Source organism: Nocardia yamanashiensis (assembly GCF_021183565.1).
GTDB lineage: Bacteria > Actinomycetota > Actinomycetes > Mycobacteriales > Mycobacteriaceae > Nocardia > Nocardia yamanashiensis.
In genome coordinates this window covers 7,053,291-7,078,910 of the sequence record NZ_CP089226.1, presented here as the reverse complement: position 1 = coordinate 7,078,910, position 25,620 = coordinate 7,053,291, and the positions used below count along the sequence as shown (strand labels likewise).

29 protein-coding genes are annotated in these 25,620 nt (G+C 68.0%); 21 read left to right on the top strand and 8 right to left on the bottom strand.

Annotated features, from left to right (window positions below):
* Window positions 1–49: 49 nt before the first annotated feature.
* Genes LTV02_RS32660 through LTV02_RS32650 form a run of 3 tightly spaced genes read left to right on the top strand, consistent with a single transcriptional unit; the run spans window position 50 to window position 3,139 of the window.
* On the top strand, window positions 50–1,567 hold the full coding sequence (locus LTV02_RS32660; protein ID WP_233041794.1) for an adenylate/guanylate cyclase domain-containing protein: 1,518 nt from the start codon (window positions 50–52) through the stop codon (window positions 1,565–1,567).
* A gap of 4 nt (window positions 1,568–1,571) precedes the next feature.
* Window positions 1,572–2,708 carry a lysylphosphatidylglycerol synthase transmembrane domain-containing protein gene (locus LTV02_RS32655; protein WP_233035517.1) on the top strand — a complete coding sequence of 379 codons (1,137 nt, stop codon included), beginning with the start codon at window positions 1,572–1,574 and terminating at the stop codon, window positions 2,706–2,708.
* A 53-nt stretch (window positions 2,709–2,761) separates the two neighbouring features.
* Window positions 2,762–3,139 (top strand): DUF3054 domain-containing protein, encoded by a 378-nt coding sequence (locus LTV02_RS32650; RefSeq protein ID WP_233035516.1) that lies wholly within the window; start codon window positions 2,762–2,764, stop codon window positions 3,137–3,139.
* Here LTV02_RS32650 and LTV02_RS32645 read toward each other — a convergent pair.
* On the bottom strand, window positions 3,136–4,686 hold the full coding sequence (locus LTV02_RS32645) for an NTF2-like N-terminal transpeptidase domain-containing protein (protein ID WP_233035515.1): 1,551 nt from the start codon (window positions 4,684–4,686) through the stop codon (window positions 3,136–3,138). The two genes, LTV02_RS32650 and LTV02_RS32645, sit on opposite strands and share 4 nt — an antisense overlap.
* Before the next feature lie 464 nt (window positions 4,687–5,150).
* Here LTV02_RS32645 and LTV02_RS32640 point away from each other — a divergent pair, with 464 nt between their 5' ends.
* The 5 genes from LTV02_RS32640 to LTV02_RS32620 all read left to right on the top strand — a co-directional run bounded on the left by LTV02_RS32640 (window position 5,151) and on the right by LTV02_RS32620 (window position 8,382).
* Entirely contained in the window at window positions 5,151–5,747 is a 597-nt protein-coding gene (locus tag LTV02_RS32640; RefSeq protein WP_233035514.1) for a hypothetical protein, read from the top strand.
* A 60-nt stretch (window positions 5,748–5,807) separates the two neighbouring features.
* The gene (gene aroQ, locus LTV02_RS32635) at window positions 5,808–6,245 is read left to right on the top strand and encodes a type II 3-dehydroquinate dehydratase (RefSeq protein ID WP_067720745.1); all 438 of its coding nucleotides are present in this window, start codon (window positions 5,808–5,810) and stop codon (window positions 6,243–6,245) included.
* 136 nt (window positions 6,246–6,381) lie between these two features.
* A complete protein-coding gene (locus LTV02_RS32630) occupies window positions 6,382–7,308 on the top strand; it encodes an ABC transporter ATP-binding protein (RefSeq protein WP_233035513.1) in 927 nt (308 codons plus the stop codon).
* Window positions 7,305–8,156: an ABC transporter permease gene (locus LTV02_RS32625; protein WP_233035512.1), complete on the top strand. Its 852-nt coding sequence runs from the start codon at window positions 7,305–7,307 to the stop codon at window positions 8,154–8,156. Before LTV02_RS32630 ends, LTV02_RS32625 begins: the two co-directional genes overlap by 4 nt.
* Entirely contained in the window at window positions 8,146–8,382 is a 237-nt protein-coding gene (locus LTV02_RS32620; RefSeq protein ID WP_233035511.1) for a helix-turn-helix transcriptional regulator, read from the top strand. The genes LTV02_RS32625 and LTV02_RS32620 overlap by 11 nt, the downstream gene beginning before the upstream one ends.
* A 62-nt stretch (window positions 8,383–8,444) precedes the next feature.
* On the opposite strand, the gene LTV02_RS32615 is transcribed toward LTV02_RS32620, so the two are convergent.
* Window positions 8,445–9,332, bottom strand: coding sequence for an NAD(P)-dependent oxidoreductase (locus LTV02_RS32615; RefSeq protein ID WP_233035510.1), 888 nt, complete (start codon window positions 9,330–9,332; stop codon window positions 8,445–8,447).
* 137 nt (window positions 9,333–9,469) lie between these two features.
* Here LTV02_RS32615 and LTV02_RS32610 point away from each other — a divergent pair, with 137 nt between their 5' ends.
* Window positions 9,470–9,826 carry a winged helix-turn-helix transcriptional regulator gene (locus LTV02_RS32610; RefSeq protein WP_233035509.1) on the top strand — a complete coding sequence of 119 codons (357 nt, stop codon included), beginning with the start codon at window positions 9,470–9,472 and terminating at the stop codon, window positions 9,824–9,826.
* Between the two features lie 57 nt (window positions 9,827–9,883).
* Here the strand turns inward: LTV02_RS32610 and LTV02_RS32605 are convergent, their stop codons facing one another.
* Window positions 9,884–11,203: a glycerate kinase gene (locus tag LTV02_RS32605; protein ID WP_233035508.1), complete on the bottom strand. Its 1,320-nt coding sequence runs from the start codon at window positions 11,201–11,203 to the stop codon at window positions 9,884–9,886.
* A 101-nt stretch (window positions 11,204–11,304) separates the two neighbouring features.
* On the opposite strand from LTV02_RS32605, the gene LTV02_RS32600 reads away from it, so the two are divergent.
* Window positions 11,305–11,637 carry a GNAT family N-acetyltransferase gene (locus LTV02_RS32600; RefSeq protein ID WP_067720738.1) on the top strand — a complete coding sequence of 111 codons (333 nt, stop codon included), beginning with the start codon at window positions 11,305–11,307 and terminating at the stop codon, window positions 11,635–11,637.
* A gap of 67 nt (window positions 11,638–11,704) precedes the next feature.
* On the opposite strand, the gene LTV02_RS32595 is transcribed toward LTV02_RS32600, so the two are convergent.
* Complete coding sequence (locus LTV02_RS32595; protein ID WP_233035507.1) at window positions 11,705–12,466, bottom strand: lysophospholipid acyltransferase family protein; 762 nt, start codon at window positions 12,464–12,466, stop codon at window positions 11,705–11,707.
* A gap of 87 nt (window positions 12,467–12,553) precedes the next feature.
* On the opposite strand from LTV02_RS32595, the gene LTV02_RS32590 reads away from it, so the two are divergent.
* The 3 genes from LTV02_RS32590 to LTV02_RS32580 all read left to right on the top strand — a co-directional run bounded on the left by LTV02_RS32590 (window position 12,554) and on the right by LTV02_RS32580 (window position 14,538).
* The gene (locus tag LTV02_RS32590; protein ID WP_084535677.1) at window positions 12,554–13,168 is read left to right on the top strand and encodes a YqgE/AlgH family protein; all 615 of its coding nucleotides are present in this window, start codon (window positions 12,554–12,556) and stop codon (window positions 13,166–13,168) included.
* A gap of 174 nt (window positions 13,169–13,342) precedes the next feature.
* On the top strand, window positions 13,343–13,828 hold the full coding sequence (locus LTV02_RS32585) for a sigma-70 family RNA polymerase sigma factor (RefSeq protein WP_408639289.1): 486 nt from the start codon (window positions 13,343–13,345) through the stop codon (window positions 13,826–13,828).
* Window positions 13,825–14,538, top strand: coding sequence for an anti-sigma factor family protein (locus tag LTV02_RS32580; RefSeq protein ID WP_233035505.1), 714 nt, complete (start codon window positions 13,825–13,827; stop codon window positions 14,536–14,538). The genes LTV02_RS32585 and LTV02_RS32580 overlap by 4 nt, the downstream gene beginning before the upstream one ends.
* An 89-nt stretch (window positions 14,539–14,627) precedes the next feature.
* On the opposite strand, the gene LTV02_RS32575 is transcribed toward LTV02_RS32580, so the two are convergent.
* From LTV02_RS32575 to LTV02_RS32565, 3 genes are all read right to left on the bottom strand, one after another.
* The gene (locus LTV02_RS32575; protein ID WP_233035504.1) at window positions 14,628–15,401 is read right to left on the bottom strand and encodes an ABC transporter permease; all 774 of its coding nucleotides are present in this window, start codon (window positions 15,399–15,401) and stop codon (window positions 14,628–14,630) included.
* A complete protein-coding gene (locus tag LTV02_RS32570; protein WP_233035503.1) occupies window positions 15,398–16,348 on the bottom strand; it encodes an ATP-binding cassette domain-containing protein in 951 nt (316 codons plus the stop codon). Before LTV02_RS32570 ends, LTV02_RS32575 begins: the two co-directional genes overlap by 4 nt.
* A 110-nt stretch (window positions 16,349–16,458) precedes the next feature.
* A complete protein-coding gene (locus LTV02_RS32565) occupies window positions 16,459–16,974 on the bottom strand; it encodes an EXLDI protein (RefSeq protein ID WP_067720731.1) in 516 nt (171 codons plus the stop codon).
* A gap of 253 nt (window positions 16,975–17,227) precedes the next feature.
* Here LTV02_RS32565 and LTV02_RS32560 point away from each other — a divergent pair, with 253 nt between their 5' ends.
* From LTV02_RS32560 to LTV02_RS32545, 4 genes are read left to right on the top strand one after another with little or no spacing between them, the layout of a single operon-like run.
* Entirely contained in the window at window positions 17,228–18,928 is a 1,701-nt protein-coding gene (locus tag LTV02_RS32560; protein ID WP_233035502.1) for a thiamine pyrophosphate-binding protein, read from the top strand.
* 2 nt (window positions 18,929–18,930) lie between these two features.
* Window positions 18,931–19,599 (top strand): hypothetical protein, encoded by a 669-nt coding sequence (locus LTV02_RS32555; protein ID WP_067720729.1) that lies wholly within the window; start codon window positions 18,931–18,933, stop codon window positions 19,597–19,599.
* 10 nt (window positions 19,600–19,609) lie between these two features.
* Window positions 19,610–20,650, top strand: coding sequence for a 3-oxoacyl-ACP synthase III family protein (locus tag LTV02_RS32550; RefSeq protein WP_233035501.1), 1,041 nt, complete (start codon window positions 19,610–19,612; stop codon window positions 20,648–20,650).
* Complete coding sequence (locus LTV02_RS32545; protein WP_233035500.1) at window positions 20,647–21,816, top strand: aminotransferase class I/II-fold pyridoxal phosphate-dependent enzyme; 1,170 nt, start codon at window positions 20,647–20,649, stop codon at window positions 21,814–21,816. The genes LTV02_RS32550 and LTV02_RS32545 overlap by 4 nt, the downstream gene beginning before the upstream one ends.
* Here LTV02_RS32545 and LTV02_RS32540 read toward each other — a convergent pair.
* Window positions 21,770–22,738, bottom strand: a complete 969-nt coding sequence (locus tag LTV02_RS32540; protein WP_233035499.1) for a bile acid:sodium symporter family protein — start codon at window positions 22,736–22,738, stop codon at window positions 21,770–21,772. The two genes, LTV02_RS32545 and LTV02_RS32540, sit on opposite strands and share 47 nt — an antisense overlap.
* A 98-nt stretch (window positions 22,739–22,836) precedes the next feature.
* On the opposite strand from LTV02_RS32540, the gene LTV02_RS32535 reads away from it, so the two are divergent.
* From LTV02_RS32535 to LTV02_RS32520, 4 genes are all read left to right on the top strand, one after another.
* Window positions 22,837–23,778 carry a TIGR04222 domain-containing membrane protein gene (locus tag LTV02_RS32535; protein ID WP_233035498.1) on the top strand — a complete coding sequence of 314 codons (942 nt, stop codon included), beginning with the start codon at window positions 22,837–22,839 and terminating at the stop codon, window positions 23,776–23,778.
* 107 nt (window positions 23,779–23,885) lie between these two features.
* Window positions 23,886–24,749, top strand: coding sequence for a DUF692 domain-containing protein (locus tag LTV02_RS32530; RefSeq protein ID WP_233035497.1), 864 nt, complete (start codon window positions 23,886–23,888; stop codon window positions 24,747–24,749).
* A gap of 72 nt (window positions 24,750–24,821) precedes the next feature.
* The gene (locus LTV02_RS32525) at window positions 24,822–25,172 is read left to right on the top strand and encodes a hypothetical protein (protein WP_233035496.1); all 351 of its coding nucleotides are present in this window, start codon (window positions 24,822–24,824) and stop codon (window positions 25,170–25,172) included.
* Between the two features lie 138 nt (window positions 25,173–25,310).
* Entirely contained in the window at window positions 25,311–25,610 is a 300-nt protein-coding gene (locus tag LTV02_RS32520) for a hypothetical protein (protein ID WP_233035495.1), read from the top strand.
* Window positions 25,611–25,620: the final 10 nt, after the last annotated feature.

Sequence of the window (25,620 nt, the reverse complement as noted above, 5' to 3'; positions counted from 1 at the left end):
AGCTAGATTGGTGATCGTGTCAGCGCCCCTGGAAGCGGTCAAACAGACCATGCGAACCCGCTGGCCGCTGTACCTCGCATCGATGCTCGCGGCCAATGCCTTCGGTGCCGTCCTGGTGTGGGCGTTCATTCAGTACGGACTGCCGGTGCCGGAGGGCAAGTCCAGCGCGACCCAGCAGACCGGATTGCTGATTCCGGGTGTGGTCTTCGTGGTGGCCGGCATCCTGAGCCTGTCCGCGTCCGCGCTCATGCTGCGGCCGGTGATGCGCTGGCAGGTGCGCGGCGGCCCGCCCAGCCGCCAGGAGCAGATGGCCGCCCTGCACGCCCCGCTGCGCCAGGCCATCGTGCACCTGGTGCTGTGGATTCTGGGCGGCAGCGTGCTGGCCTCGCTCATCATCGTGCGCACCCCGGAGCTGGCGGCGGCGGTGATCGTCACCGAATGTATGGCCGCCACCATCGTTTTCGGCTTCACCTACATGCTCGGCGAGCGGATCCTGCGCCCGGTCGCGGCCGAGGCGCTGACGGTCGGCGCCTTCGATCACACCCTCACCCCGGGCGTCGGCACCCGGATGGCCATGACCTGGGGCATGGGCACTTTCGCCCCCGTGATCGCCATCGTGCTGCTGTGCGTCACCCAGATTTCCGCGCGCGTGCAGTTTTCCGCGCAGTCGCTGGCGGTCTCGATTCTGCTGTTGTGCGGGGTGGTGATCATGCAGGCGCTGGCGCTTTCCATGCTCACCGCGGCCAGTATTTCCGATCCGGTGCGCCAGCTCAGCCAGGCCATCGATCGCGTGCAGGAAGGCGCGCGGGATGTGCGGGTGGAAGTTTTCGACGGTTCCGAAATAGGGCTGCTGCAAGTTGGCTTCAACCGAATGATGGGCGAAGCGGCCAAGCGCCGCGAACTCCAGGAATTATTCGGCCAGCACGTCGGCGAGGATGTAGCGCGGCGGGCGCTGGAATACGGCACCGAACTCGGCGGGGAAACCCGGTTCGTGGCGGTGTTGTTCGTGGATATGGTCGGTTCGACCGCGACCGCGGCGGAACGCCCGCCGACCGAAGTGGTCAGTCTGCTCAATGAGTTCTTTCGCGTCGTGGTGGATGTCATCGACCGGCACCACGGCCTGATCAACAAATTCATGGGCGATGCCGCATTGGCCATCTTCGGTGCGCCGCTGGATCGCCCGGATGCCCCGACCGCGGCCCTGTCCGCCGCTCGTGAGCTGCGCGAAGCCCTCAAGGAGGTGCCCGGGCTGGATATCGGAATGGGCGTTTCGGCGGGTCTGGCGGTGGCCGGGAATATCGGCGCGGCGAATCGCTTCGAGTACACCGTGATCGGCGATCCGGTGAACGAGGCGTCGCGATTGACCGAACTCGCGAAGGAACAGCCGGGCCGGGTACTGGCCTCGAGCAGTGCGCTGTATTTCGCCGACGAGTCCGAACAACGCCATTGGCGCACCGGTGACGAGGTGCAACTGCGCGGCCGCCGCCGGAAAACCCGATTGGCCTGGCTGGCGGAATCCCCCGGGGAGTCGGGTGCAGACGAGGCGGCGGCCAGTTCGTTAGGCTGACGACGTGACGGCCCATGGTGATCTGGCCGGCGAACCCGCGCCGCCCACTGATGACGCGCGCCGTCGCAGGTTCTGGTGGGCCAAATGGGTTCTCGGCGTCGCGCTGCTGGCCCTGCTGATTTCCGAAGGCGCGTATCTCTATCCGCGACTCGCCGATTCCTGGCAGAACCTGACCGAAATCCATTGGGGATGGGTGGTCGCCTGCGTCCTGATGCAGGCGGTTTCGATGAGCGGATACGGCCGCATTCAGAAACAGCTGCTGCACGCCGGCGGCGTGGACGTCTCGCAGCGGAAATCGGTTTCGGTGGTGTACGGCTCGACCGGCATGGCCTTGACGCTGCCCGCCGGGCAGGTCTTCTCCACCGCCTTCACCTATCGGCAGACCCGGCGCTGGGGCGCGAGCCCGCTGGTGGCGTCCTGGCAGCTGGTCATGTCGGGGGTGGTGGCCGCGGCCGGGCTGGCGCTGCTGGGCCTGTTCGGGGCGATGCTGGCCGGGGACCGGATCGGGCCCACCAAGGTGATCCTGACGCTGGGCGCGGTGGCGCTGCTGGTGTGGGCGGGCAATTACGTGTCCAACCATCCCGACGGCGTCGAAGGGGTGCTCCGGCGAATCCTGCGGCTGGTCAACCGGATTCGGCACCGGCCCGCCGACGCGGGCATGGACAAGGTGGCCGAGCTGCTGGCCCAGCTGGAGTCGGTGGATCTGGGCAAGCGGGACGGCGCGTGGGTGACGGGGTTCGCCCTGATGCATCGCCTCGCCGACGTCGCCTGCCTGGGCGCGGCCTGCTACGCGGTCGGGGCGGAGCCGCGGCTGGCCGGGCTGATGCTGGTGTTCGCGGCCGGAAAGGCGGTCGGCACCATTCCTTTGGCGCCGGGCGGCATCGTCTACGTGGACGCCACCCTGATCTACTCGCTCACCGCGGTGGCGGGACTGCCCGCCGCGCAGGCGGTGGCGGCGGCCTTCCTCTACCGGCTGGTCAGCTTCATTCTGGTGGCCATCGTGGGCTGGATCGTCTTCCTGTTCCTGTTCCGGAAACCGCAGGCCGGGGACACCGAGCTGGAAAAGGAGTTCGAGCAGCGCAATTCGCTGGTCGCCGAACGCCGCCGCCCGGGCGGGCCGGCGGATCCGGCCGCGACCTGAACCGACCGGGTGTCCTCCGCGGTCGGCCGGGACCGGCCGATTACCCTGTGCCCGTGAAGAAACTGGTGCCGTTCGTCGTCGATGCCGTCCTGGTGATCGTGTTCTGCGCGATCGGCCGCCGCAGCCACAACGAGGACGTGCTCACCGGCCTGCTGCGCACCCTCTGGCCCTTCGCCACCGGCCTGGTGCTCGGCTGGGTGATCGCGGTGGCGGTCTCCGCGGGCCGCGAGGGCGCTTCCGCCGCAAAGCGATTCGACGGCCGGCGGCTGTGGCCGACCGGCGTCATCGTCTGGATCAGCACCCTGGTCACCGGCATGCTGCTGCGCGTCGTCTCCGGACAGACCATCGCCTTCAGCTTCGTGCTGGTCGCCGCGAGCGTGCTCGCGCTGTTCCTGCTGGGCTGGCGCGCGGCGATGAAAGCCCTGCGCTAGTCCGGCGTCGCCAGCGACTGCAGCAGCCGCGCCGCCATGCGGGCGGTCATATCCCCGGAATCCACATCGTCGATGTGAATCGCGAAGGCCAGATCGCCCATGGTGGCGATGAGCCAGCCGTTGTTGCCCGCCGTCGCGGCGATGGCCTGCACCCCCGCGTACCGGGTGAGCGAGGCGAGTTCGGGTGCGCCCGAACCTTCCCGGAGCAGCGTGCGCACCCGATCGGTGACATCGCCGGGGAGCGCGGGCAGGTCGGCTTCGGTGGTGGCCGGGCTGCCGATCACCATCATGGGCTTGGGCACCTGACCATTGGCGATGGCCGCCGCCGCGATCGCCATGCCCCACGGACTGGCGAGCAGCGAATCGCCGGCATTGCCGCGGCTGACGGTCTCCGCGCCGTTCTTACCGGTGGGCAGCCGTCCGGTAGTCTCGTCCAGCCCCGGTACCTGGAAGTCCATCCCGACGCCCAGCATGGTCGCCGCCTCGGCCGCGTCGTTGACCGAGACATCCTGCGGCGCTTTGTGTTTCGACACCGCGGCCATGTTCTTGAACAGCTCTATCATGCCGCCGACCGGATACAGCCCGGTGAAGGCGACCGATCCGTGCGCACTGGCCTGGCTGTTCTGCGCCGCGGCCACCAGCGCCCCGGAGGACGGCTGAATGGCCACGATGGACGCGGGCGTGCCCACGCTCACCACGGCGTCCTCGGTGGCGCGCTGCAGGCGCTGATCCATAGTGGCGGCGATATCCGGGCCGGGCGGGCCCTGCTCGCCGGCCAGCTGGGTGACGAATTTGCCGTCCGGGTCGAACAGCTGCACGCCCCATCCGGCGCGCGCGTCATTGTTGTCCTGCCACACCTTTCGCAGCGCGTCGAGCATGGGCGACCAGACGCGGCGGTCGGCGGAGATGAGCCGGGGCTGCTTCTCCAGCACCACGCCCGGGATGGGCGCGAGCCGGGATTCCAGGATGGCGAAGTCGCCCTCGCGCAATTGCACGGCGGTGATGGACTTGCCCTGCGCCGCCGACACCTGTTGCACCAGACTGGGTCCGGTGATGAGCGGCGCGACCGGTTCGATGGCGTCGGCCAGCGCATTGGCCGAGCCGGTCAGGTCGCCGGTGCGGGACGGGTCCAGCTTCACCACATTGATGACCTGCTCGGTCATCAGCGGCGCGCCGACGATGTCATTGACCTTGGGCGAGGGCTGGGCGTAGGTGCGGACCAGTTTGGCATTGCGCTTCGAGTCGAGCTGCGGCATGACCAGGGCCGGATCCCACGAGATGCGCCAGCCGACACTGAGTTTGCGCACCGTGCCCTGGAGATCGTATTTCCAGTCCTTCTTGTCCCCGAAGTTCCAGGAGCCGGTCATGCTGAACAGCCCGGTGTTCCCGTCGAGTCCGATGAACTGGGTCATCTCGTAGTCCGGCTTACCCGGATCGAGCCCCGCGAAGACTTGCTTCAACGTTGCCGAGGCACCGCTCGGGTAGGACGTCAGCCGTGCCGCGCCCTCGTAGTCCTTTTTGTCGAGCAGCGTGGTGAACCGTTCCACGACGGCCTCGGCCCCACCTGTCCGCTCTCGAAAAGAGCATGACCCCATCGCGATCGCGATCGCGGCTACCCCCGCGAGCGCGATTGTGCCGCGCACCCGGAAGCGGCGGGATCCCCACACATCCATATCGCCCACTCTTCACTCTTGCCACTTCAGCAACAGGACCACGGTACCGCGTGTCGAAGCCTCGCGGTTCCACCTTTCCACCAGGCGTACTAGCACTGAGCACCACCATAGTGCCGAAATCGGCCAGGAGGGACCACTTACATGATCACCGGTCGGTTACGGGGCCTGGCGTATTCGAGCCAATGCAGACCGGTTGGTCTGCATGGCTGACAGCATTCGCCGTCAGTTTCGCGGAATCCGGCGAACCCCGTTCTCCGAGAGCGGAATCCACGCGGGCGTTTTAGACGTAACGTTGTAATCAGTATTACAACTCCATGCAGTAAGTGAGTGTGACCAACATGAGACACGGACATCGTGGACACGGATTCGGTCGCCCCGGCGGCTGGCAGCAGGCCGACCTGCCGGACGCGGCCGACGCCGCCGACTGGTTCGCTGGAAGGTTGCCCGCCGACTGGTTCACCGGGCCCGCAACCCTCGACATCGACCGCGACGAGATCGTCGTCATCGGTGAACTCCCCCTCCCCGCACCCGAACCCGACGAGACCGCCGAACCGGGCCAGGTGCCCAGCGAGGTCCCGGCCGCCACCCGCGAGGGCATCATCGCGCGCTTCCGGGAATCCACCCGGCCCGCTCGCATGCAGATCGCCCAGGAAGCCCAGGCCCGTTACCAGCGCAATGTCGCCTGGGGCGTGTCGGTCGGCGGTGAGCGAATCATGTTCACCCACCTGGCCGTTCCGGTCATGACGCGCTTGCGCCAGCCCGAACGCAAGGTGCTCGACACCCTGGTCGACGCCGGCGTGGCGCGCTCCCGCTCCGACGCCCTGGCCTGGACCGTCAAACTGGCGGGCAAACACGCCGAGGAATGGTTGGCGGAATTGCGCACCGCCATGAGCAAAGTCGACGACCTGCGCGCCGAGGGCCCGCGCGGGCTGTGACATTTTGCCGGGGCTCCCGGTTCCGGGTGGTGGGCGCGGGGGTCGAATACAGTGTGGCCCATGGCTGACACCGGTCCGATCCTCGTGCTCAACGGCCCGAACCTGAACATGCTCGGCACCCGGCAGCCCGAGGTGTACGGCGCGGATACCCTCGACGACGTGGTCGAACTGTGCCGCAAGACCGCGGCGCGGTTCGATCGCGAGGTCGACGCCTTCCAGTCCAATCACGAAGGGGCGCTGATCGACCGGATCCACGCGGCGCGCGGGTTCGCGTCCGGGATCGTCATCAATCCCGGCGGGCTGACCCACACCTCGGTGGCATTGCGCGATGCCCTGGTGATTCCGGAGGTGCCGATCGTGGAGGTGCACATCAGCAATGTGCATGCGCGCGAGGAGTTCCGGCATCACTCCTTCGTCTCGCCGATCGCCACCGCGGTGATCGCCGGAATGGGCATCCAGGGGTACGCGGCGGCCGTCGAGTTCCTCTGCACGCGCTGACGCACTGATCCGAAAGGCCCGGCTCACCAGAGCCGGGCCTTTTTCATGCCCCCGGAAAATCGCTTGTTCGCGGCGAAATGTAGTAGATATGCTACATCTGATCCGGTATCCACTATCGAGGGATCTAGGGGCGGATATGACTGTCGGCGAGGGCGTCGTGCTCGACGTCGAAGCGCTGCGGATGCGGTACGGCACCCGGGATGTATTGCAAGAGGTCACCTTTCAAGCGCACAAGGGCGAAGTCCTGGTGCTGCTGGGCCCGAACGGCGCGGGCAAGACCACCACCATCGAGATCCTCGAAGGCTTCCGGATGCGGTCCGACGGCCGGGTGAGCGTGCTGGGCGCCGACCCCGCGCACGGTGACGAAGCCTGGCGCGCCCGCATCGGCGTGGTGCTGCAATCCTGGCGCGACCACGGCAAATGGCGGGTGCGCGAACTGCTCGAATACACCGGCAGCTTCTACGGTCCATACGGCACCGACGCCATCCGGCGGCCTTGGGACACCGACGAACTCATCGCCACCGTCGGGCTGAGCGAACACGCGAACGCCAAGGTGATGTCGCTGTCCGGCGGGCAGCGCCGCCGCCTGGACGTCGCCATCGGCATCGTCGGCCGGCCCGAGCTGCTGTTCCTGGACGAGCCGACCGCCGGATTCGATCCGCAGGCCCGGCGGGAATTCCACGATCTGGTGCACCGGCTGGCCGACGACGAGCAGACCACCATCCTGCTCACCACCCACGATCTCGACGAAGCCGAGAAGCTGGCCGATCGCATTCTGATCCTGGCGGGCGGGCGCATCATCGCCGACGGTTCGGCCGATCAGCTCTCCCGGCGTATCGCCGGTGCGGCCGAGGTCAAATGGACCCGCGACGGGCAGCGCTTCGTGCACACCACCACCGAATCGACGAAGTTCGTCTACGAGCTGTTCCAGCAGCACGGGGAGGCGATCGACGAGCTGGAGGTGCGGCGGGCCTCGCTCGAGGACACCTATATGACGCTGGTGCAGCGCTTCGAATCCGGACAGGGCGAGGCCGATGTCCGCAGCTTGGAGGAGGTCCGATGAATCCGACGGCGGTCGCGGTGCGGGCGGGCCTGCGGCGCGGGACGATCGAGCTGCGGCAGACCTTCACCAACGGCATGGATCTGTTCGCGCAGTTCTTCTGGCCGGTGGCCTCGCTGGTGGCGCTGTTCTTCATGCGCGACAGCACCTTCGAGGGCAGCGGGTTCGGGCTGGGGGCGCTGGCGCTGCCCGGCGTGCTGGGCATGACCATCGCGTTCACCGGCATGTTCGGCATCGCGCAGAACCTGTCGCTGGATCGCGAGGACGGAACCCTGTTGCGCGCCAAGGCCACTCCGAACGGGATGGTCGGCTATCTGATCGGCAAGATCACCCTCAATTCCCTGCTGGTGGCCGTGCAGGTGGGCATCATGCTGATCTTCGGCATGGTCGTGGTCGGCGGCGTGTACCTGGATACCGTGGGCCGCTGGATCACGCTGATCCTGGTGGTGGTGCTGGGTCTGCTGGCCACATTGCCGCTGGGCGCGATCATCGGGTCGGTGTTCGAGAGCCCGCGCAGTATCGGCTTCGTCTCGTTCCCCATCATGGGACTGGTGGCGATCTCCGGGATCTTCTATCCGATCAATGCGCTGCCCGGCTGGCTGCAGGCCGTCGGCCAGGTGTTCCCGATCTACTGGCTGGGGCTGGGCATGCGCTCGGCCATGCTGCCGGACGGGGCGGCGGCGGTGGAGCTCGGCGGATCCTGGCGGCACGCGGAAACCTTTGCGGTGCTGGGCATCTGGTCCGTGGTGGGGTTGACGATCGCGCCGATCGTGCTGCGGCGGATGGCGCGGCGGGAGTCCGGGTCCCGGGTGGCGGAGCGGCGGGAGAAGGCTATGCACCGTGCCTACTGAAGTTCTGTACAACCGGATCGCCGTGCTGCGGGCCGAGCGCGGCGTCTCCCGGCGCGAGCTGGCGGATGCGCTGGGCGTGCACTATCAGACGGTCGGGTATCTGGAGCGGGGCGAATACAGTCCGAGCCTGCACTTGGCGCTGCGGCTCGCTCAGTACTTCGAAGTGCCGGTGGAGATCATCTTCTCCACCGCGCCGTTCCCGCGGATCGGATCCGAAACCGCTTGATTTACCTGGCTTTTCATGGCGAACCGGCCCGCCGTGGTGCGGCGGGCCGGGTTCTCCGGGAATCACGCCTGCGCCGGCTCGCCGTGCATGAGCGCGTAGGTCGAGACCGCTGCACCCTTCTCCTCCGAGGCGGCGACGGCCTTGCGCCAGTACGCCTGTGAGGTGTGGGAGAAGGTGGCGTCGACGCCGACTTCCTCGCTGGCGTCGATGATGTGCTGCGCGCCCGCGTCCATCATCTTCAGGCTCGCCAGATCGGCCCAGCCGCCGGCCTGGTTCGCCACCGAGAACTCCTGCATGAAGTACGGGAACGCCTCGCTGGAACGCACCGCGAACGGGACGAACTGGGCGATATCGTGCCCGGACCGCGCGATCATGGCCGTCGCCTGGTCGAACGCCAGCAGCCAGGGATGGAAGATGGTCAGCAGGCCCTGGTAGAAGACCTGCGCCAGACCGTCGTCCGTGCCCAGGTACTCCTGCGGGCTGAGCGGGCGCAGCAGCTCGGCGTGCGCGTCGAACACCGCGCGCGGGCCGCTGTAGAAGATGTACGAGGCCGGGTGCTCGATATTGTCGCCCGCCGACATGACGCCGCCGGAGACGAATTCCGCACCGTGCGAACGGATCCAGGCCCCGCCCGCCCGCGCCTTCTCCGGCGAATCCGAGGACAGGTTGAACACGACCTTGCCCGCGAGCTGATCGGCGGCCGGGCCGAGCACGTCGTACATGGCGGCATAGTGGGTCAGGCTCAGCACGATCACCTCGTTGGCGGCGAGCGCTTCGGCCAGGCTCGCGGCCTTCTTCGCGCCCACCTCGGCGACCATCTCATCGGCCTTGCCGGCGCTGCGATTCCACACCGTCACCTCGGTGCCGGCCTTGCGGAACGCCCGCACCATGGACTTGCCCATCGGGCCCAGGCCGATGACGGTGACGGAGTTCTGCTGCTGCTCAGACATTGTGTGTCCTTCTTTTCGTGACTGCGGTTGGTGTCGGCGCCGGAATCGATACTCGTCACGATCGGTAGGCTCGGGAAGACCGCACGTTCGGGTGGGGTTGCTTACCTGAAGGTTCGAAATCTGGTCAGGAGGACGCGATGCGGTTCGACGGTGACGCGGATCACCCGGTGTGCGGCATGTCCCTCGCCATCGACGCGGTCGGCGGCAAGTGGAAGATGCACCTGATGTGGGTACTCGGCGCGGGTCCGCAGCGCTTCGGCGAAATCCGCCGCACGCTCACCGGCGTCAGCGAGAAGGTGCTCGCGGAGAACCTCCGTCAGATGGAAGCCAGCGGCCTCGTCCACCGCGAGATCTACCCGGAAATCCCGCCGCGCGTGGAGTATTCGCTGACGCCCTTGGGCCGCGAACTCGAGGAAGCCCTCCGCCCCTTGGAAGCCTGGGGCGACCGTAACCGCGACGCCCTCACCAACCGCCCCCTCGCCCCCGCCTCATAGAACGCACGGGACTCTCGTACCCGCGGCCTTCGGCGCCCGTCCGCTCGGGACCTGCGCTCAGCCGGCGAGGCGTTCGCCGATAGCCGCGCCGATGCGCTCGAGCAACACCGCTGCGTTCGCGATAGAGCGAGCCGGGTCGGGTTCCAGATCGGAAAGCGCGTAGGCGTCGGAGAATCCGGCCGCCCGCACCTGGTCCGGCGTGAGCCCGACGCGCCCGGCGACCACCGTCACCGGCACCCCCGCCCGATGCGCGGCGGCGGCCACGCCGACCGGAGCCTTGCCGTTCAGGCTCTGCGCGTCGAAGGAGCCCTCCCCGGTGACGACCAGGTCCGCTCCATCGACCTGTGCTGGGAAGTCGATCAGGTCGAGCACCACGTCGATGCCGGACCGCGCTGTCGCACCGAGCACCGCCATGGCCCCGAACCCGGTGCCGCCCGCAGCGCCCGCGCCCGGCTGCTCCGCCCATTCCGGGCCGATCAGCTTCGCCCAGTTGGCCAGCGCCGCATCCAGATTCGTCACCTGTTCGGGGCTCGCGCCCTTCTGCGGACCGTAGACAGCCGCCGCTCCGTCCGGGCCGAGGAGCGGATTGTCCACATCGCTGGCGAGAGTGAAGCGCGTCGCCGCCAGGGCGGGGTGCAAATGGGTGCGGTCCACGCGCACGGCGCGGCTCAATTCCGCTCCACCGTGCGGCAATTCGCGGTCGTCGGCATCGAATATCCGCAGGCCGAGGGCTTGCAGCAGGCCCGCGCCGCCGTCGGTGGAGGCACTGCCGCCGAGACCGAGCACGATATCCCGCACGCCACGATCGAGGGCGTGCGCGATGACCACGCCGAGCCCGTACGTGCTGGAGTGCAGCGGATCCAACTGTCCGCCAGGCAGTTTCACAAGCCCGACCACCGCGGCGAGTTCGACGACCGCCGTGCCGCCGCGCGTGTGATCATCGGACCCGCCTTCGCCGCCCGCAGCGGCCGGATTCACCTCGCACTCGCCCGCGCTCGCGCCGGACACCTTCGGAGACGTGCCGGACGCAGGCGACGCCCCGGGGAACTCTCCGGCGGGCGTGCCGGGTTCGGCATCGCTGTGATGCGGGGGCCGCCCGAGCACGGCACCCGGGCTGGGCGGTAGGTACGCGTAGGCGGTGGAGACCGGTTCGACGGTGGGGCCGGGGGCGGAGAGCGGCTCGTTTTTCCAGCCCGCCGCAAGGAAGGCGTCGACCGTGCCGTCGCCGCCGTCGGCGATCGGCAGCTGCCGGATCTCGGCGCCGGGGGCGGTGCGGGTTATGCCCGCGGCGAGGGCCGAGGCCACCTGGGCGGCGGTCAGGGAACCCTTGAACTTGTCCGGGGCGAGGATGATCCGGCGGGCGGGTGCGGTCGTCACCCACCCAGTGTGAAGATCGATTCGCGAGTTCGCGACACGCCCGAGCTGCGGGAATGGGAATACGGACAAATGGGCAGCGTGGGAAGGTTAGCGTCGTGGGCATGTCGAGAGAGACGAGTGGGTCGATCGAGGTCCGCAAGAACACCGCGCTGGATCGGTTCGAGCTGTACGTCGACGGGCAGGACGCGGGGGTGGCGTCGTATCAGGACACGGCCAACGAGCGCGCGTTCGTGCACACCGAGATCTATCCGCAGTTCGAGGGATTGGGGTACGGGCGCAAGCTGGTGCAGGGGGCACTGGATCAGACCCTGGCCGAGGGGTTCGGGATCCTGCCGCTGTGCCCGATGGTGCATCACTTCGTGGAATCGCGGCCGGAGTATCTGGCGCAGGTGCCGCAGTGGTCGCGCGAGCGGCTGAATCTGCCGCAGCAGTAGAGCCGAACCATCGCAGCGGCAGGGCCGGCCTCCGCAGCGGCAGGGCCGAATCCTCCGCTGCGGCAGGTCAGTACGCGGCGACGGCTCCGTCCAGGGCGATCTGTAGCTCGTCCCGCACGATGCGGGTGATCTCGGCTGGCTTGGTGGGCAGGCCCTCCACCGGCACGCCGAAGTAGAAGCTGGCCCCCTTCGCCTCCTCCTTGGTCGGCTCCATCTTGGGATCCGGCCGCGGGCCGTAGCTCAGCCCGAGGCTGACCAGCACCGGATCGGCCCCGAGCTTCTTGGCCCGGAAGGCGATGTGCCCGATGCCCGTTCCCACCGTCTGCACCTGGGCCGGATCCACGTCGTTGCAGGTGCCCTCGGGGAACACCGCCACCCCGTCGCCGCGCGCCATCCGCTCGGCGCAGATGTCGATCATCCGCTGCCCGGCCGCATTGACCGCGCGAATCCCGTGGTCCTTGCCCCGGAACACCGGGATCCCGCCCATCATGTCGATGCGCCCGCGCTGTTTCTCCTCGAGGAACAGCTCGTCCTTGGCCAGCACCCGGGTCCGCCCGATCACCGGCCGCAGCACGCTCCCCCACGCGGCCGCGGCCACCGTGTACGGATCCAATTGCGAGAGATGGTTGATCGAGATGAGCAGCGGGCGCTTACGGGAGATCAACTCCCGCAACTTCTCCCGGGCTCCCGGCGCGTAACCGATCCGCGGCCGGTAACGACGCCCCAGCAGCCAATAGGCCCCACGCGCCTTCAGCAGGTTCTGCTGATGATCGCGGTAGAAGTCGTACACGGCATCGCTGTTCTCGAGGACCACCTCGGGACGTTCCATAGCGCCACCCTAGCTACGACACGGCGCATTTGGGCAGTCGGGAAATTAAGCCGGGCAATCGGGCAGTGGCAGTGCGATGATGGCTGCGTGGCACGCGCAGAGGAACACGGTGACCGTTCTCGACGCGAATTCCGGCACGAGGACCAGGTGGTACGACCCGGTACTCTGCTTGTGTCCGCGACCGACCTGGTGGAGCCCGCTTTCCGGCGCTCCGTCGTCTACATCATCGAGCACAATGACGCGGGCAGTCTCGGGGTGGTGCTCAACCGCCCCAGCGAAACCCCCGTCGAGGACGTGCTCCCGAATTGGGCCGAACTGGCCGCCGATCCCGGCGTGCTGTACCTGGGCGGCCCGGTGAAACGCGATGCCGCACTGTGCCTGGCCACCGTCAAGGTGGGCACCTCGTTCCAGGGCACCAAAGGCCTCAGACGCGTGGACGGCCGCGTCGCCCTGGTGGATCTGGACTCCGATCCGGAACGCATCACGCCCCTGATCGAGGGCCTGCGGGTATTCGCCGGTTACGCCGGCTGGACCTTCGGGCAATTGGAAGGCGAAATGGATCGCGGCGACTGGATCGTCCTGTCCGCGCTCCCGTCCGACCCCCTGGCGGGCCGGACCGATCTCTGGGCGCAGGTGCTGCGCCGGCAACCCCTGCCACTGTCCCTGCTCGCCACGCATCCGATCGAACTAGAACGCAACTAGTCTCGTGGATTCAGCATGGACATCGACCCCGGCTGGTACGCGACGCCTGATCTGGTGAGCTATGGGTAACTCACCGGGGACGCCCAGAACCCGACCCGCACCCGTCCGCCGGTCCGGTCCGTGACCGGCTCGGCGCCCGACGACCGGCAAAAGTCGCGGGGAGGCGGGGAAGCATTGCTCCGTGCGCTGTACGAAGAGCACGCGGCGGCGCTGTGGCGGTACACGTTCGGTCTGGTAGGCGATCCGGGCCGGGCCGAGGACATCGTGCAGGAGACGCTCCTGCGCGCCTGGCAACGGCCCAATGTGCTCGATCAGACGACCACTTCCGCGCGGGCCTGGTTGTTCACGGTGGCGCGGAATCTGGCGGTGGACGAGCATCGCAGCGCGCGCAGCCGCCGGGAGTTCCGGACCGACCATCCGCCCGAGGTGCCGGAACCGGATCGCACCGATCGGGCGCTGGACGGCTGGCTGGTGGCCGACGCCCTGGCGCGCTTGAGCGTCGATCACCGTGATGTCATAGTCCGCGCCTACTACCGGGGCCTGTCCACGCATCAGATCGCGGAGGAGCTGGAGATCCCGGAGGGCACGGTGAAGTCGCGCATGCACTACGGCATGCGGGCCTTGCGACTGGCACTGCAGGAGATGGGGGTGACGAGATGACCGACGGCCACGAATTGTGCGATGGCTACACCACCTGGGACGGCGCGTATGTGCTCGGCGCTCTCGCCCGCGACGATCGCCGCGAATACGAGGAACATCTGGCGGGCTGCGCGCCCTGCCGGACGGCGGTGGGCAAACTGGCCGGACTGCCCGGCCTGCTGTCCCTGGTCGACGACGAGACAGCGCTTTCCATTGCGGCGCAAGAGGATCCGCCGGCGACGGTGCCGCCGCCCCCGACCGATCTGCTGCCCCGGCTGGCGGATCAGGCGCGAAAGCGGGAGCGGCGCAGGCGATTCTGGTCGCTGGGCGGGGCGCTGACCGCCGCCGCGGCCGCCGTCGCCATCGCGGTGCCGGTGACCGCGACCGTGGCGGCGCGCGAACCGGTGGCGGTGCAGCAGGTGGTGGCCGAGGGGACGCTGCAACCGCAGCTGGAGACGCCGATCACGGCCACTTTCAAGCTGCTCGAGGTGAACGGCGTGACGCGGGTCGATATGCGATGTGCTTATCCGCCGGCGGATTACGAGTACTACTGGAAGCTGGAATTGTGGGTGGTGCGCGCCGACGGCACCCAGTCGAAGCTGTCGGAGTGGACGGCCGAACCCGGTGAGGTGTACACCCCGGACGGCACCACCTCGGCCAAGCCTGGCGAGGTCAAGACGGTGCAGGTGCGCAACGCGAGCGGGAAGATCCTCCTCGCCGCAAACGTCTGACACCCCTGGTCATTCCGGCATGCTTCTAGCCGGAATCCACACGTGCTGTATGGATTCCGGCTTAAGGCGTGCCGGAAATGCTCGGGGGTTCAGTTGGTCTTCCGCCGGAAAACCGAAGTGGACCAGAAGTATCCGCCCGCGGCGATGACCACGCACCACCCGATGGCCAGCACCCCGTTGTGCCCGATCTCGGTACCCATCAGCAGCCCGCGCACCGTCTCGGTGATGGGCGTGAAGGGCTGGTACTCCGCGAACTGCCGGACCCCCGAGGGCATGGTGTCGGTCGGCACCAGACCGCTGCCGAGGAAGGGCAGCAACATGATCGGCATCGGCATATTGCTGGCGTTCTCCGGATTCTGCGCGATCACGCCGAACGCCGCGCCCAGCCAGTTCAGCGCGAAGATGACCAGCGCCATCAGCCCGAAGACCGCCAGCCATTCCACCGGGTTCGCGTTCGGCCGGAAGCCGACGGCCAGCGCCACCAGCACCATGCCGATAATGCCCAGCAGGCCCTGGATGACGGAGCCGATCACCTCGCCGGTCAGCATCGAGGACTGGGTGATGTGCATGGTGCGGAACCGGTTGACGATGCCCTTGGTCATATCGGTGGACACCGAAACCGCCACGCCCGCGATCATGTACGCGGGAATGATGAGCATCATGCCGGGCGTCAGGTAGTCGATGTACTTGCCGCCGCCGGTCGCGCCCTTCAGCGCACCGCCGAACACATAGTTGAACAGCAGCAGCATCACGACCGGCATCAGCACCAGCTGCAGCGTCATGGACGGATATCGCTTGGCGTGCACGATATTCCGGCGCAGCATGGTCGCCGAATCGGCGAAGGTGGTGGTGAGGGTGCTCATCGCGAGGTCTCCTTGTCGGGGGTGCCGGTGAGGGCGAGGAATACGTCGTCCAGGTCCGGGGTGTGCACGGACAGCCCCTCGGGTTCGAGTTGCGCGGCGTCGAGCCGGTCGAGCACCTCGCGTACCGAACGCACCCCGCCGTCGCTCGGAATGGCCAGCGTCAGATCGCCGTTGACCTGCGCGGCCGCACCGAACACCAGCGCCGCCGCGGCGAGCACGCGCTGTTCGGCGAAGTCGAGTTTGATGTAGCCGCCGGGCACCATGCGCTTGAGCTGGTCGGCGGTGCCCTCGGCGACGATGCGGCCGCCGTGCAGCACGGCGATGCGGTCGGCGAGCTGGTCGGCTTCCTCCAGGTACTGGGTGGTGAGGAAGATGGTGACGCCGCCCGCGACCAGTTCGCGGATGATGTCCCACATGGCCCGGCGGCTGCGCGGATCGAGGCCGACGGTGGGCTCGTCGAGGAAGATGATGCGCGGGCTGCCGACCAGGGTCATGGCCAGGTCGAGGCGGCGGGTCATGCCGCCGGAGTAACCGCTCGCCACCTTGTTCCCGGCTTCGACCAGGTCGAACTTCTCCAGCAGATCCTCGGCGATGCGCCGGCTCTCGCCGCGCGGCAGATGGTGCAGATCGCCCATGAGCAGCAGGTTCTCCCGGCCGGTGAGCAGTTCGTCGACGGCCGAGAACTGACCGGTCACGCCGATCACCGAGCGCACCTCGTCGGCTTGGCGCACGGGATCGTAACCGCCGACGCTGATTTCGCCGCCGTCCGGCTTGGTCAGCGTCGAAAGGATCTGCACGGTGGTGGTTTTGCCCGCGCCGTTGGGGCCGAGCAGCGCGTAGATGCTGCCCTCGGCGACCTCGAAGTCGAGGGATTCGAGGACGATGTGCTCGCCGTAGGATTTGTTGAGGCCCTCGACCGAGATGGCCGGGCCGTAGCCGGGGTTCATGAGTGTCCCTCTCATAAATGAATACGCATATTTGCATGCCTCACCTGAGCCGTGTCCACTGGCTTGTGGACAAAGCGGGGTGTATTCAGTTGTGGTTCAACGACTTCGGGTCAGATATCGAGTTCTTCGATGCTGGGGTGCTCGGTGGCGTCCACAACGCGGGCGTAGAGGCGGTCGGGGATCTTGCCCTGCAGATCGGCCACGGTGTCGAAGACCTCCAGGTCGAAATCTCCCCAATTCTGTTCGCCCACACCGAGGAAGCGACGCCACTGGCGCCAGTCCTTCAGGATGTTGGTGTCGGTCGGGAACTCCGACCAGTTGGAGTAGTGGCTGTGCACCGCGAACGCGCCTTTGCGTGTGCGGTACACCCGGATGTCCTCGATGCGCTCGTTGGTCACCTGGTGCCATTCGGCGAGCAGCGCGGCGGAGAACCGGACCTGCCGGATACCGTCCTTGCCCACCTTCAGGACCACCTCTTCGTAGCCCTCGATGCGGCCCTCCTCGAGCTCGATGAAGCGTCGCAAGGCCGTAACGATCGCGCCCGAAAGATTTCCCCCCACCAATTCCTGGGCACGCTGAAACAGCTTCAGGTCATCATCGGATACGTAGATCGTCTTGTTCGGCATGACCTAACTATACGTAGACATATACGTAGACTGCAAGAGGGTTGTCCGACTCCCGGGCCCTCAGGGGCTCCGCCCCCGAACCGCCGGGAGGAAGACAACGAGAGAGCCGCCCGCGCGGCCCTCGAGCAGGCCGCTTCCGAGCGGCAAGAGACACCCGGGTGAGCCACCCGCTATTGAACCGCTGACCGCTCACATTCGTATCCCGAGTGAGCGAGTTTCGGGGTTTCGGTACCCGGCTCCGGAAGGGGCGCCCATGCACAACGGCACACGCGTCGTGGACCACCTGATCAGGGCGGTTTCGGGACTGGGCGTGCGGCATGTCTTCGGGGTGGACGGCGCGAACATCGAGGATCTCTACGATGCGGCGTTCGACCATCGGCAGGCCGTGACGGGCGTGGTGGCGAAACACGAGTTCTCGGCCGCGACCATGGCCGACGGGTATGCGCGATCGACTTCCGGGCTGGGGGTGGTGTGCGCGACGTCCGGCGGCGGGGCGGTGAATCTGGTGGCCGGGCTGGCCGAATCCTTCGCCTCGCGGGTGCCGGTGCTGGCGTTGATCGGGCAGCCGCCGACGAACCTGGAGGGCAAGGGCGCCTTCCAGGATTCGAGCGGGCAGGCCGGCGCGTTCGACGCCGTGCGGTTGTTCACGCCGATCGCGCGGTACTGCGCGCGCGTCGATTCCGCCGCCGGCCTGCCCGTGCACCTGGACCGGGCGGTGCGGGCCGCGTACACCGGCGGACCCGCGGTCTTGCTGCTGCCCAAGGATGTCCAGCAGGCCGATCTGGTCGCACCGCCCTTCGCACCGCCGGGCCGCGAATACCGGCGCGATCTGGGCGCGCTGGGGCGGGTGCTGGACGCGATTCGCACCGCGCGCGCCACCGGCAAAGTGGTGATCATCGCGGGCGATCAGGTGGCGCGCGACGACGCCCGTACGGAACTGGCCCGGCTGGTGCACGTGCTCGAGGCCGCCGTGGCCGTGGCCCCGGACGCCAAGGACGTCTACCACCACGGCGATCCGGGCTTCTGCGGTATCGCGGGCAGTATGGGCCACCCCGAACTGATGGACGCCCTGCGCGGCGCGGCCCTGTGCCTGCTGGTCGGCACCCGGATGCCGGTGACGGCGCGCGCCGGACTGGACGAGGCGCTGGGCGCGGTGCCGCTGGCGAGCATCGGGGCCGAACCGCCGTTCCTCATGGCCGCGCACGCCCGGACCACCGATCTGGCGCGCACGCTCGACGAACTGGACGGCGAACTGGCCGGGGCCACGGTGACCGCGCTGACCACGGTCCCGCAGCGGCCGCGAGCGGTGCGCGAACCCGTGCTCACCCCGATCGACGTGCCCTTCTCGGCCGGGCCCGGCCTGCGGTACCGCGCCGTGGTCGACACCATCAATGCCGAATTGCCCTCCGGCGCCGATGTTTTCGCCGATGCGGGCAATACCGGCGCGGCGGTCGTCCATCACCTGCGGCTGCCCCGCGACGGCCGCTTCACCGTCGCCCTGGGCATGGGCGGAATGGGTTACGCGTTCGGCGCGGGCATCGGCTCGGCCTTCGCCCGGCGCGAGAAGCCCGACGGCGGCACCCGCCGCACCTTCGTCATCGCCGGGGACGGCGCGTTCTTCATGCACGGCATGGAAATCCACACCGCCATCGAGCACCGGCTGCCCATCACCTTCGTGGTCTTCAACAACAACGCACATGCCATGTGCATAACTCGCGAACAGCTCTATTACGGAGATCGCTACAGCTTCAACAGGTTCCGTCCCGCCCATCCCGGCGCGGGCGTGGCCGCCATGTTCCCGGACATGTGCACCCATTCACCCACCACCCTGCGTGAACTCGCCGCGGCGCTGCGGCACTGCACCGGCCGGCAGGGGCCGTCGTTCGTCTCGATCGATTGCGATCCGGACGAAATCCCACCCTTCACCCCCTTCCTCTCGGTACCCAGGAGGTAATCGTGACCGCCAGCGCCCTGCCCGCACTCAGCGATATTCCCGAGGAGGTGCCCGGCCTGCTGCGCATCGAGAATTCCGACCGGGAGACCACCACCCCGATCATTCTCGACATGCTGCGGTCGGTGTATCCGCACGATCAGATCTTCGGCGATTACTGCCCGGTCCAGGGATACATCGACGCGCCGCCGCGCGAGCTGTACGAATACCTCGCGGACACACGGAGTTTGGAGGAGTGGACCTACAGCCTGCGCGGATTCAAGGAGACCGACGAACCCGGCCTGTGGGTGTCGTACGACCGGCTCGGCGACGCCACCGGCATCTACACCGATATCTACACCCGCACCGTCGCCAATCCGGATGCCATGACCGTCGATTACCACTGTGCCTGGGATCAGCGCGAACACCTGTGGATGATCTACCTGCTGCGGGTCGTGGACGCACAGGTGGTGTTCGACAAACCGGGTTCGGTGGTGCTGTGGACGAATTGCCGCCACCCCTTCTACGACGACAACCCCTACCAGCACACCGCGCCGGAGGGTCGCAAGGTGTGGGTGGGCGACTTCTGGGAGATGTTCTCGGCCGGGCATCAGCTCGAACTCGACAATCTCAAGGCGATCGCGGAGTATCGCGCCTCGCACGGCCTGCCCATCACGCCCGCTTGGATGAAATGAGTTGTGCGCCATGGATTTCACCGACCCCTCCCTCAGGACGCCGCCGGTCAGCCTGGTGGATGTAGCGAGTTATCTGCCCGGCGAGCCCGTCGGCACCGAGTACTTCACCCAGTTCTCCCGTTCCGACCGGATGGCGAAGAACGTCATGTTCCGGGCCCCCAAGGGCCGCCATCATCGCGGCCGCGACGAGACCGCGGTGGACATGGTGGAGCGGGCCGCCGCCGGTCTGGTGGATCGCCATGGCGCGGAAACGCTTTCGAAGATCGACGTACTGCTCACCCACACCCAGCTGCCCGACAATCCGGTGCTGGGCTGCGGTCCCGAGGTGGCGCGGCGGCTGAACATGAAGCCGCGCTGGGTATTCGACGTGCACAACGGCGGTTGCGCGGCCTTCGTGCACATGATGTGGCTGGCGCGCATGATTCTGCAGACCACCGACGCCCGCACCGCGCTGATCGCGGTCACCCAGAACTGCGCGGGACCGGTGTTCACCCAACCCGACATCCGCAAGCTGGCCCAGGCGCCGGTGCCCGGGGACGGGTGCGGGGTGGGATTGGTCGTGAAGGACAACAGCGCGCCCATTCTCGATATCGAATGCCGCACCTATCCGGAATTCGCCGGGGATATGGACTTCAGCACCAATGGCGACCGCAAGTACTGGGAGCCGGGCGAAGGCCAGGGCTGCGTGAGTTTCACCGAATCCAAAGTGGCCAAGGTGTTCTCGCGCGGCAACCGCCTCGTTCCGGAGGTGGCGCTGGAGGTGTGCAAGCGGATCGGGGTGAAGAGCCGCGATATCGACACCCTCGTCACCAATCAGCCCAATCGGCTGTTCCTGCGCAATTGGCACGATGCGCTGGAGTTGCCGGCCGAACGCCATCCCGACACCTTCGATCAGTGCGGAAACCTTTTCGCGGCGGGCATTCCCGTCACCCTGGACACCGAGAATCAGGCGGGCCGGTTACGCAATGGTTCGGTGGTGCTGATGTCGGCCTTCGCGCACGCGGGTGATTTCGCGGGGGCGGCGGCGGTGCGCTGGGGCGCGGCGCGATGAACGCGCACGAGGACCGACTGCGCCCCGCGCCCCGCATGGCCGCGGTGCGCTGGCCGACCGGGCTGCGCGCCACCGACCGGACCGGCGAGCGGGACCGGACGGTGCGCTACGACCTGACGCTGAGCGAAAACCCGTTCCCGCCACTGCCTTCCGTGCGGGCGGCGCTGGTGGACTGCCTGCGCCAGGCCAATCGGTATCCGGAATTCGTGCCCCGGCAGCTGCCGCGGCTGATCGCCGATCACCTCGGCGTCGACGCCGAGCAGGTGGTGGTCGGGTCCGGGGCGACCGGCGTGGCCATGCAGATCATGCAGACGCTGCCCGCGCCCGGCGCGCCGTTCGTCTACGCCACACCGACCTTCGACGGCTATCCGATCATGGCCGGACAGCTCGGCCTGCGCTCGGTGCCGGTGCCGCTGGACACCGCCGGACGCCAGGATCTGTGGGCGATGGCCCGCGCGGTCAACGCACACACCGGGCTGGTCGCGGTGTGCCGGCCGCACAATCCCACCGGGACGGTGATCGCGCCCAGTGAGCTCAAGGCGTTCCTGTGCGCGATCCCGGCGACAGTGCCGGTGATCCTGGACGAGGCGTACGTCGAATTCCTGGGCGCGGCAGATGTATTGGATGCCGTCGAATTGGTGAAACGGCATCCGAACGTGCTGATCCTGCGCACCTTCTCCAAGGCGTACGGGCTGGCCGGGCTGCGCATCGGCTACGCGTTCGGGGCGCCCGAGCTGGTGGCGCGGGTGCATCGGCTGCAATTGCCGTTCGGTATGCCGGATACGGCGGTGGCGGCGGTGCGGGCCTCCTACGCCGCGCAGGCCGAACTCGGCGAGCGGGTGCTGTGCATCACCACCGAACGGGAACTGCTGCGCACCTCGCTGCGGCGCACCGGGATCCGGGTGCCGCGCAGCAGTGCGAACTTCCTGTACCTGCCCGGTCCCGATATCGCGCCAGCGCTGGCGCGGGCCGGGATCGCCGCCAAACGCTATCCGGACGGCAGCGCGCGCATCGCGGTCGGTGATCCGGGCGCGGATCGAGCGGTGCTGCACGCCTTGGCTTCCCGCTCCGCGGCCGGCCTGCGTCCGCTGCGGCACGAGGACAGCCGGGTGCTGTCGGCTACGGTGCGGTCCGAGCCCAGCGCTGTGCGAGGGCGGCGCAGGTGATCAGCTGAATCTGGTGGAACATCATGAGCGGCAGCACGATCAGGCCGATGGGCGCGCCCGCGAACAGCACCGTGGCCATGGGCAGGCCGGTCGCCAGGCTCTTCTTGGAACCGCAGAACACCACCACGATGCGGTCGCCGCGATCGAAATGCTCACCGCGGCCGATGAGCATGGTGGCGCCCAGCACCAGCGCCAGCATCACCGCGCACACCACGGCCAGCGCCAGAATCCGCCACGGCGACATGGCATGCCAGATGCCCTCCACCATGCCCGCGCTGAACGCGCTGTAGACCACCAGCAGGATGGAGCCGCGATCCACCAGTTTGGTCGGCTCGGCGTGCCGTTGCAGCCAGCCGATCACCTTCGGGCGGATGAGCTGGCCCAGGAAGAACGGGACCAGCAGCTGCAGCACGATGTCGAGCACGGCCGACGGATCCACCCGCGCCTGGCCGGTGGTGTTCATCAACAGGATGACCAGGGCGGGGGTCAGGAAGACGCCCAGCAGATTCGACACCGTGGCGCTGACGATCGCGCCCGCCACATTGCCTTTGGCGATGGAGGTGAAAGCGATCGAGGACTGCACCGTGGACGGCACCAGGCACAGGAACAGCAGGCCGGTGTAGAGGTCCTCGGTCAGGATGTGCGGCACCAGCAACCGCGCGGCCAGGCCGAGCAGCGGGAACAGGACGAAGGTGCAGACCAGCACGGTCACGTGCAATCGCCAGTGTTTGAGGCCCGCGAGCGCCTCCTGCGGGGACAGGCGGGTGCCGTAGAGCAGGAACAGCAAGGCGATGGCTATCTTCGTCAGCCAGCTCACCACCTCGGCGGCCTCGCCGCGGGCCGGGAAGACACTGGCCACGGCGACGACGGCGAGGATCGACAGGATGAATCCGTCGATATAGAACTTGCTGAGAAATCGCACCGAATCACACTAATCACCCGAAAAATTCATTAACGCCGCACCCGTACCGCCGCGATACTGGGGGTGATCGACAGTCCTACGACTCCCGAGGGGGAGCCATGGTCCACGGGACCTACACAGCCGCGGCATCCGGCCCGGCTACCGCCGCCGATACCTGGGGGATTTCCGGCCCGGCCTTCCTGGCCCTCTACGCCCTGCTCGCCGTGGCCGCCGCGGTCTACGGATTCGCCCAGCGCACCAGGATCATTCGCGGCGACGACGGCGAACGACCCGCCGTCCCGCTCTCGCCGGTCGAAACCGGCATGCTCTTCGACGACCGCCGGCCGGTGCTGGCGGGTCTCGCGCAATTGCGCGGGCACGGTCACATCAATTCCACCGCCACCCCGACACTCACTCCGGGCCGCCGGGAACGCGAAGTGCTGGAACCGCTTTCGGTCAGCCTGCTGGAACACCTGCAAACTTCCAGTCGCCGCAACGTGCCGGCCATGCACACCGCGATGAAGGGCCAGCTCGACCGCCTGCGCGCGTCCCTCGCCGACCTCGGCTATCTGCTCGGGCCCGATCAGCGCAAGGCGCTCTTCCTGGCCGCCCTCCCCCTGGACGCCCTGCTGGTCCTCGGCATCGTCCGCATCATCGCCGGATCCGCCAACCACCACCCGGTCGGCTACCTCATCCTGCTCATGATCCCGGTCCTGATCTGCGCCGGCTTGATCATGCGCCCCGCTCGCCTGACCCGCCGCGGCCGCCGCGTCCGCGACGAAACCGTGCGCCGCAACACCCATCTGCGCCCCGGCAACTCCCCCGCCTACGCCGCCTACGGAGCCGACAGCGCCGCCCTGGCCGCCGCCCTCTTCGGCGCGGCCGTGCTGTGGAGCCTCGACCCCGGCCTGGCCGGAATCATGGGCGCGGCCGGCGGAGGCGGCGGATACAGCGGCAGCAGCTGCTCCAGCGGCGACAGCGGTTCCAGCGGTGGGGACAGCGGCGGCAGTTCCTGCGGCAGCAGCTGTGGTGGTGGCTGCGGCGGCGGGTGCGGCGGATGAGCACGTTCCGCCCCGCCGCGGCGAAGCCGCGTTCGGCCGAAGACCCACAGCCCCAACGGCTTCCGGCGGGCGGTTCGCCGGTCTATGCACAGTCATCCACAGCGGCTGTGGGTAGTCCGTTGCCCGCCGGAACGGTCGGCATCGGCTGGCGGCGGGAGATCTGCGGGATCATCGCGGGATTCGATGGGATCGGGTTCTGCGAGGTGATCGCGGAGACCTTGCCGCCTGCGGCCAAGGGGCGCGGGGTCGTGGTGCCCGACGAACTCGCGGCGCTGATCGCGAGCGGAGTACCCGCTGTGCCGCACGGCATTTCACTCTCGCTGGGCGGCGCGGAGCTGGTGGACGAACGACGGGTGCGGCATCTGGCCGACTGTGCGGCGGCGGTGCGCGCACCTCTGGTCAGCGAGCACATCGCGTTCGTGCGCGCGGGTGAGCTGGAGGCCGGGCACCTGTTGCTGGTCCCTCGGACTCGCGCGGCCTTGGATGCGTTGACCCGCAACATCTCTCGGACCCAGGCCGAGCTGGACGTGCCGCTGGCGGTGGAGAACATCGCGACCCTGTTCGATTGGCCCGACGCGGAATTCACCGAAGCCGAATTCCTGAGCGAACTGATCGAACGCACCGGCGTCCACCTACTGCTCGATATCGCGAATGTGTATGCCAATGCCCGCAACCGGGGCCGGGATCCGCTCACCGAACTGCTGCGCCTCCCCACCGAACGCCTGGCCTACTGCCATGTGGCGGGTGGCCGTGAGACCGGCGGCCGCTATCACGACACCCACGTGCATCCCGTGCCGCCGGAGGTGCTCGCGCTGGTCGCGGCCTTCACCGCCGACCGCGATACCCCGCTCATGCTGGAGCGCGATGGAAACTATCCACCCGCCGCGGAGTTGTTCGACGAGTTGAACTCCATCGCGACCGCGTCGGGACGCGCCCCGATCACGATCCGGCCGGAAAGCCTTACCGCATGAGCGGTTTCGCGCCCTACAGGCACCTGGTCTCGCCCCGTCGCCAACCGGCAAGTCCTCCGGGAGCCGCGCGTAATGGCTGACCCCGATACGACCGAGTCCGACCGCGCCTCGCTGGCCGCGCAACAAGCCGCCCTGATCCGCGCGCTGGTCGCCGGGGCCGAGGTGCCGCCCGGCTTCGACGCCGGTGATGTCGCCGCGACCGCACATACGCTGCTGCACAAGCGCGCCGACGAGGTGGCGCGGCGTTTCCCGCTACTAGCGCACCAGGTCGGCCCGGATTTCATCGCCCGCTACCTGGAATGGGCGGCCACCCGCCCGAAGACTTCCACCGTCGCGGACGCGGTCGCCTTCGCCGCCGACCACGGCATCCCGGATCCCCGGCCGCGCCGCAACCGCTGGGCACGCCTGCGCCGCAACCGCTGACCACGACCGCACCGCGCCGGCATCCTCGGTACGTCGTGAGCGGCATGTCCGCAGTGGACTGCCGCAGACCGGGACAGATGCGCAAGTGCTAATGTCGGCATGTTTGCTGGAAGCTCCAACTTCTCTGGAAGGACGCTCATGGCAGGACAACAACATGCCGCTCATGCCGGTCACGACCATGTTCACGGTCCGAGTTGCGGGCATGTAGCCATTCCGCACGACGATCACATCGACTATGTGCATGACGGGCATATTCACCGTGCCCACGATGGGCATTTCGACGAGTGCGAGCCGGCCGGGCACGTGGCGCACACGGATCACGATCACCAGCACGGTCCCGACTGCGGGCATGTGGCGGTGCCGCACGGCGATCATGTGGACTACATCCATGACGGACATCGGCACGCCGCGCACGACGGGCATTACGACGACCACTGACACCGCGGGG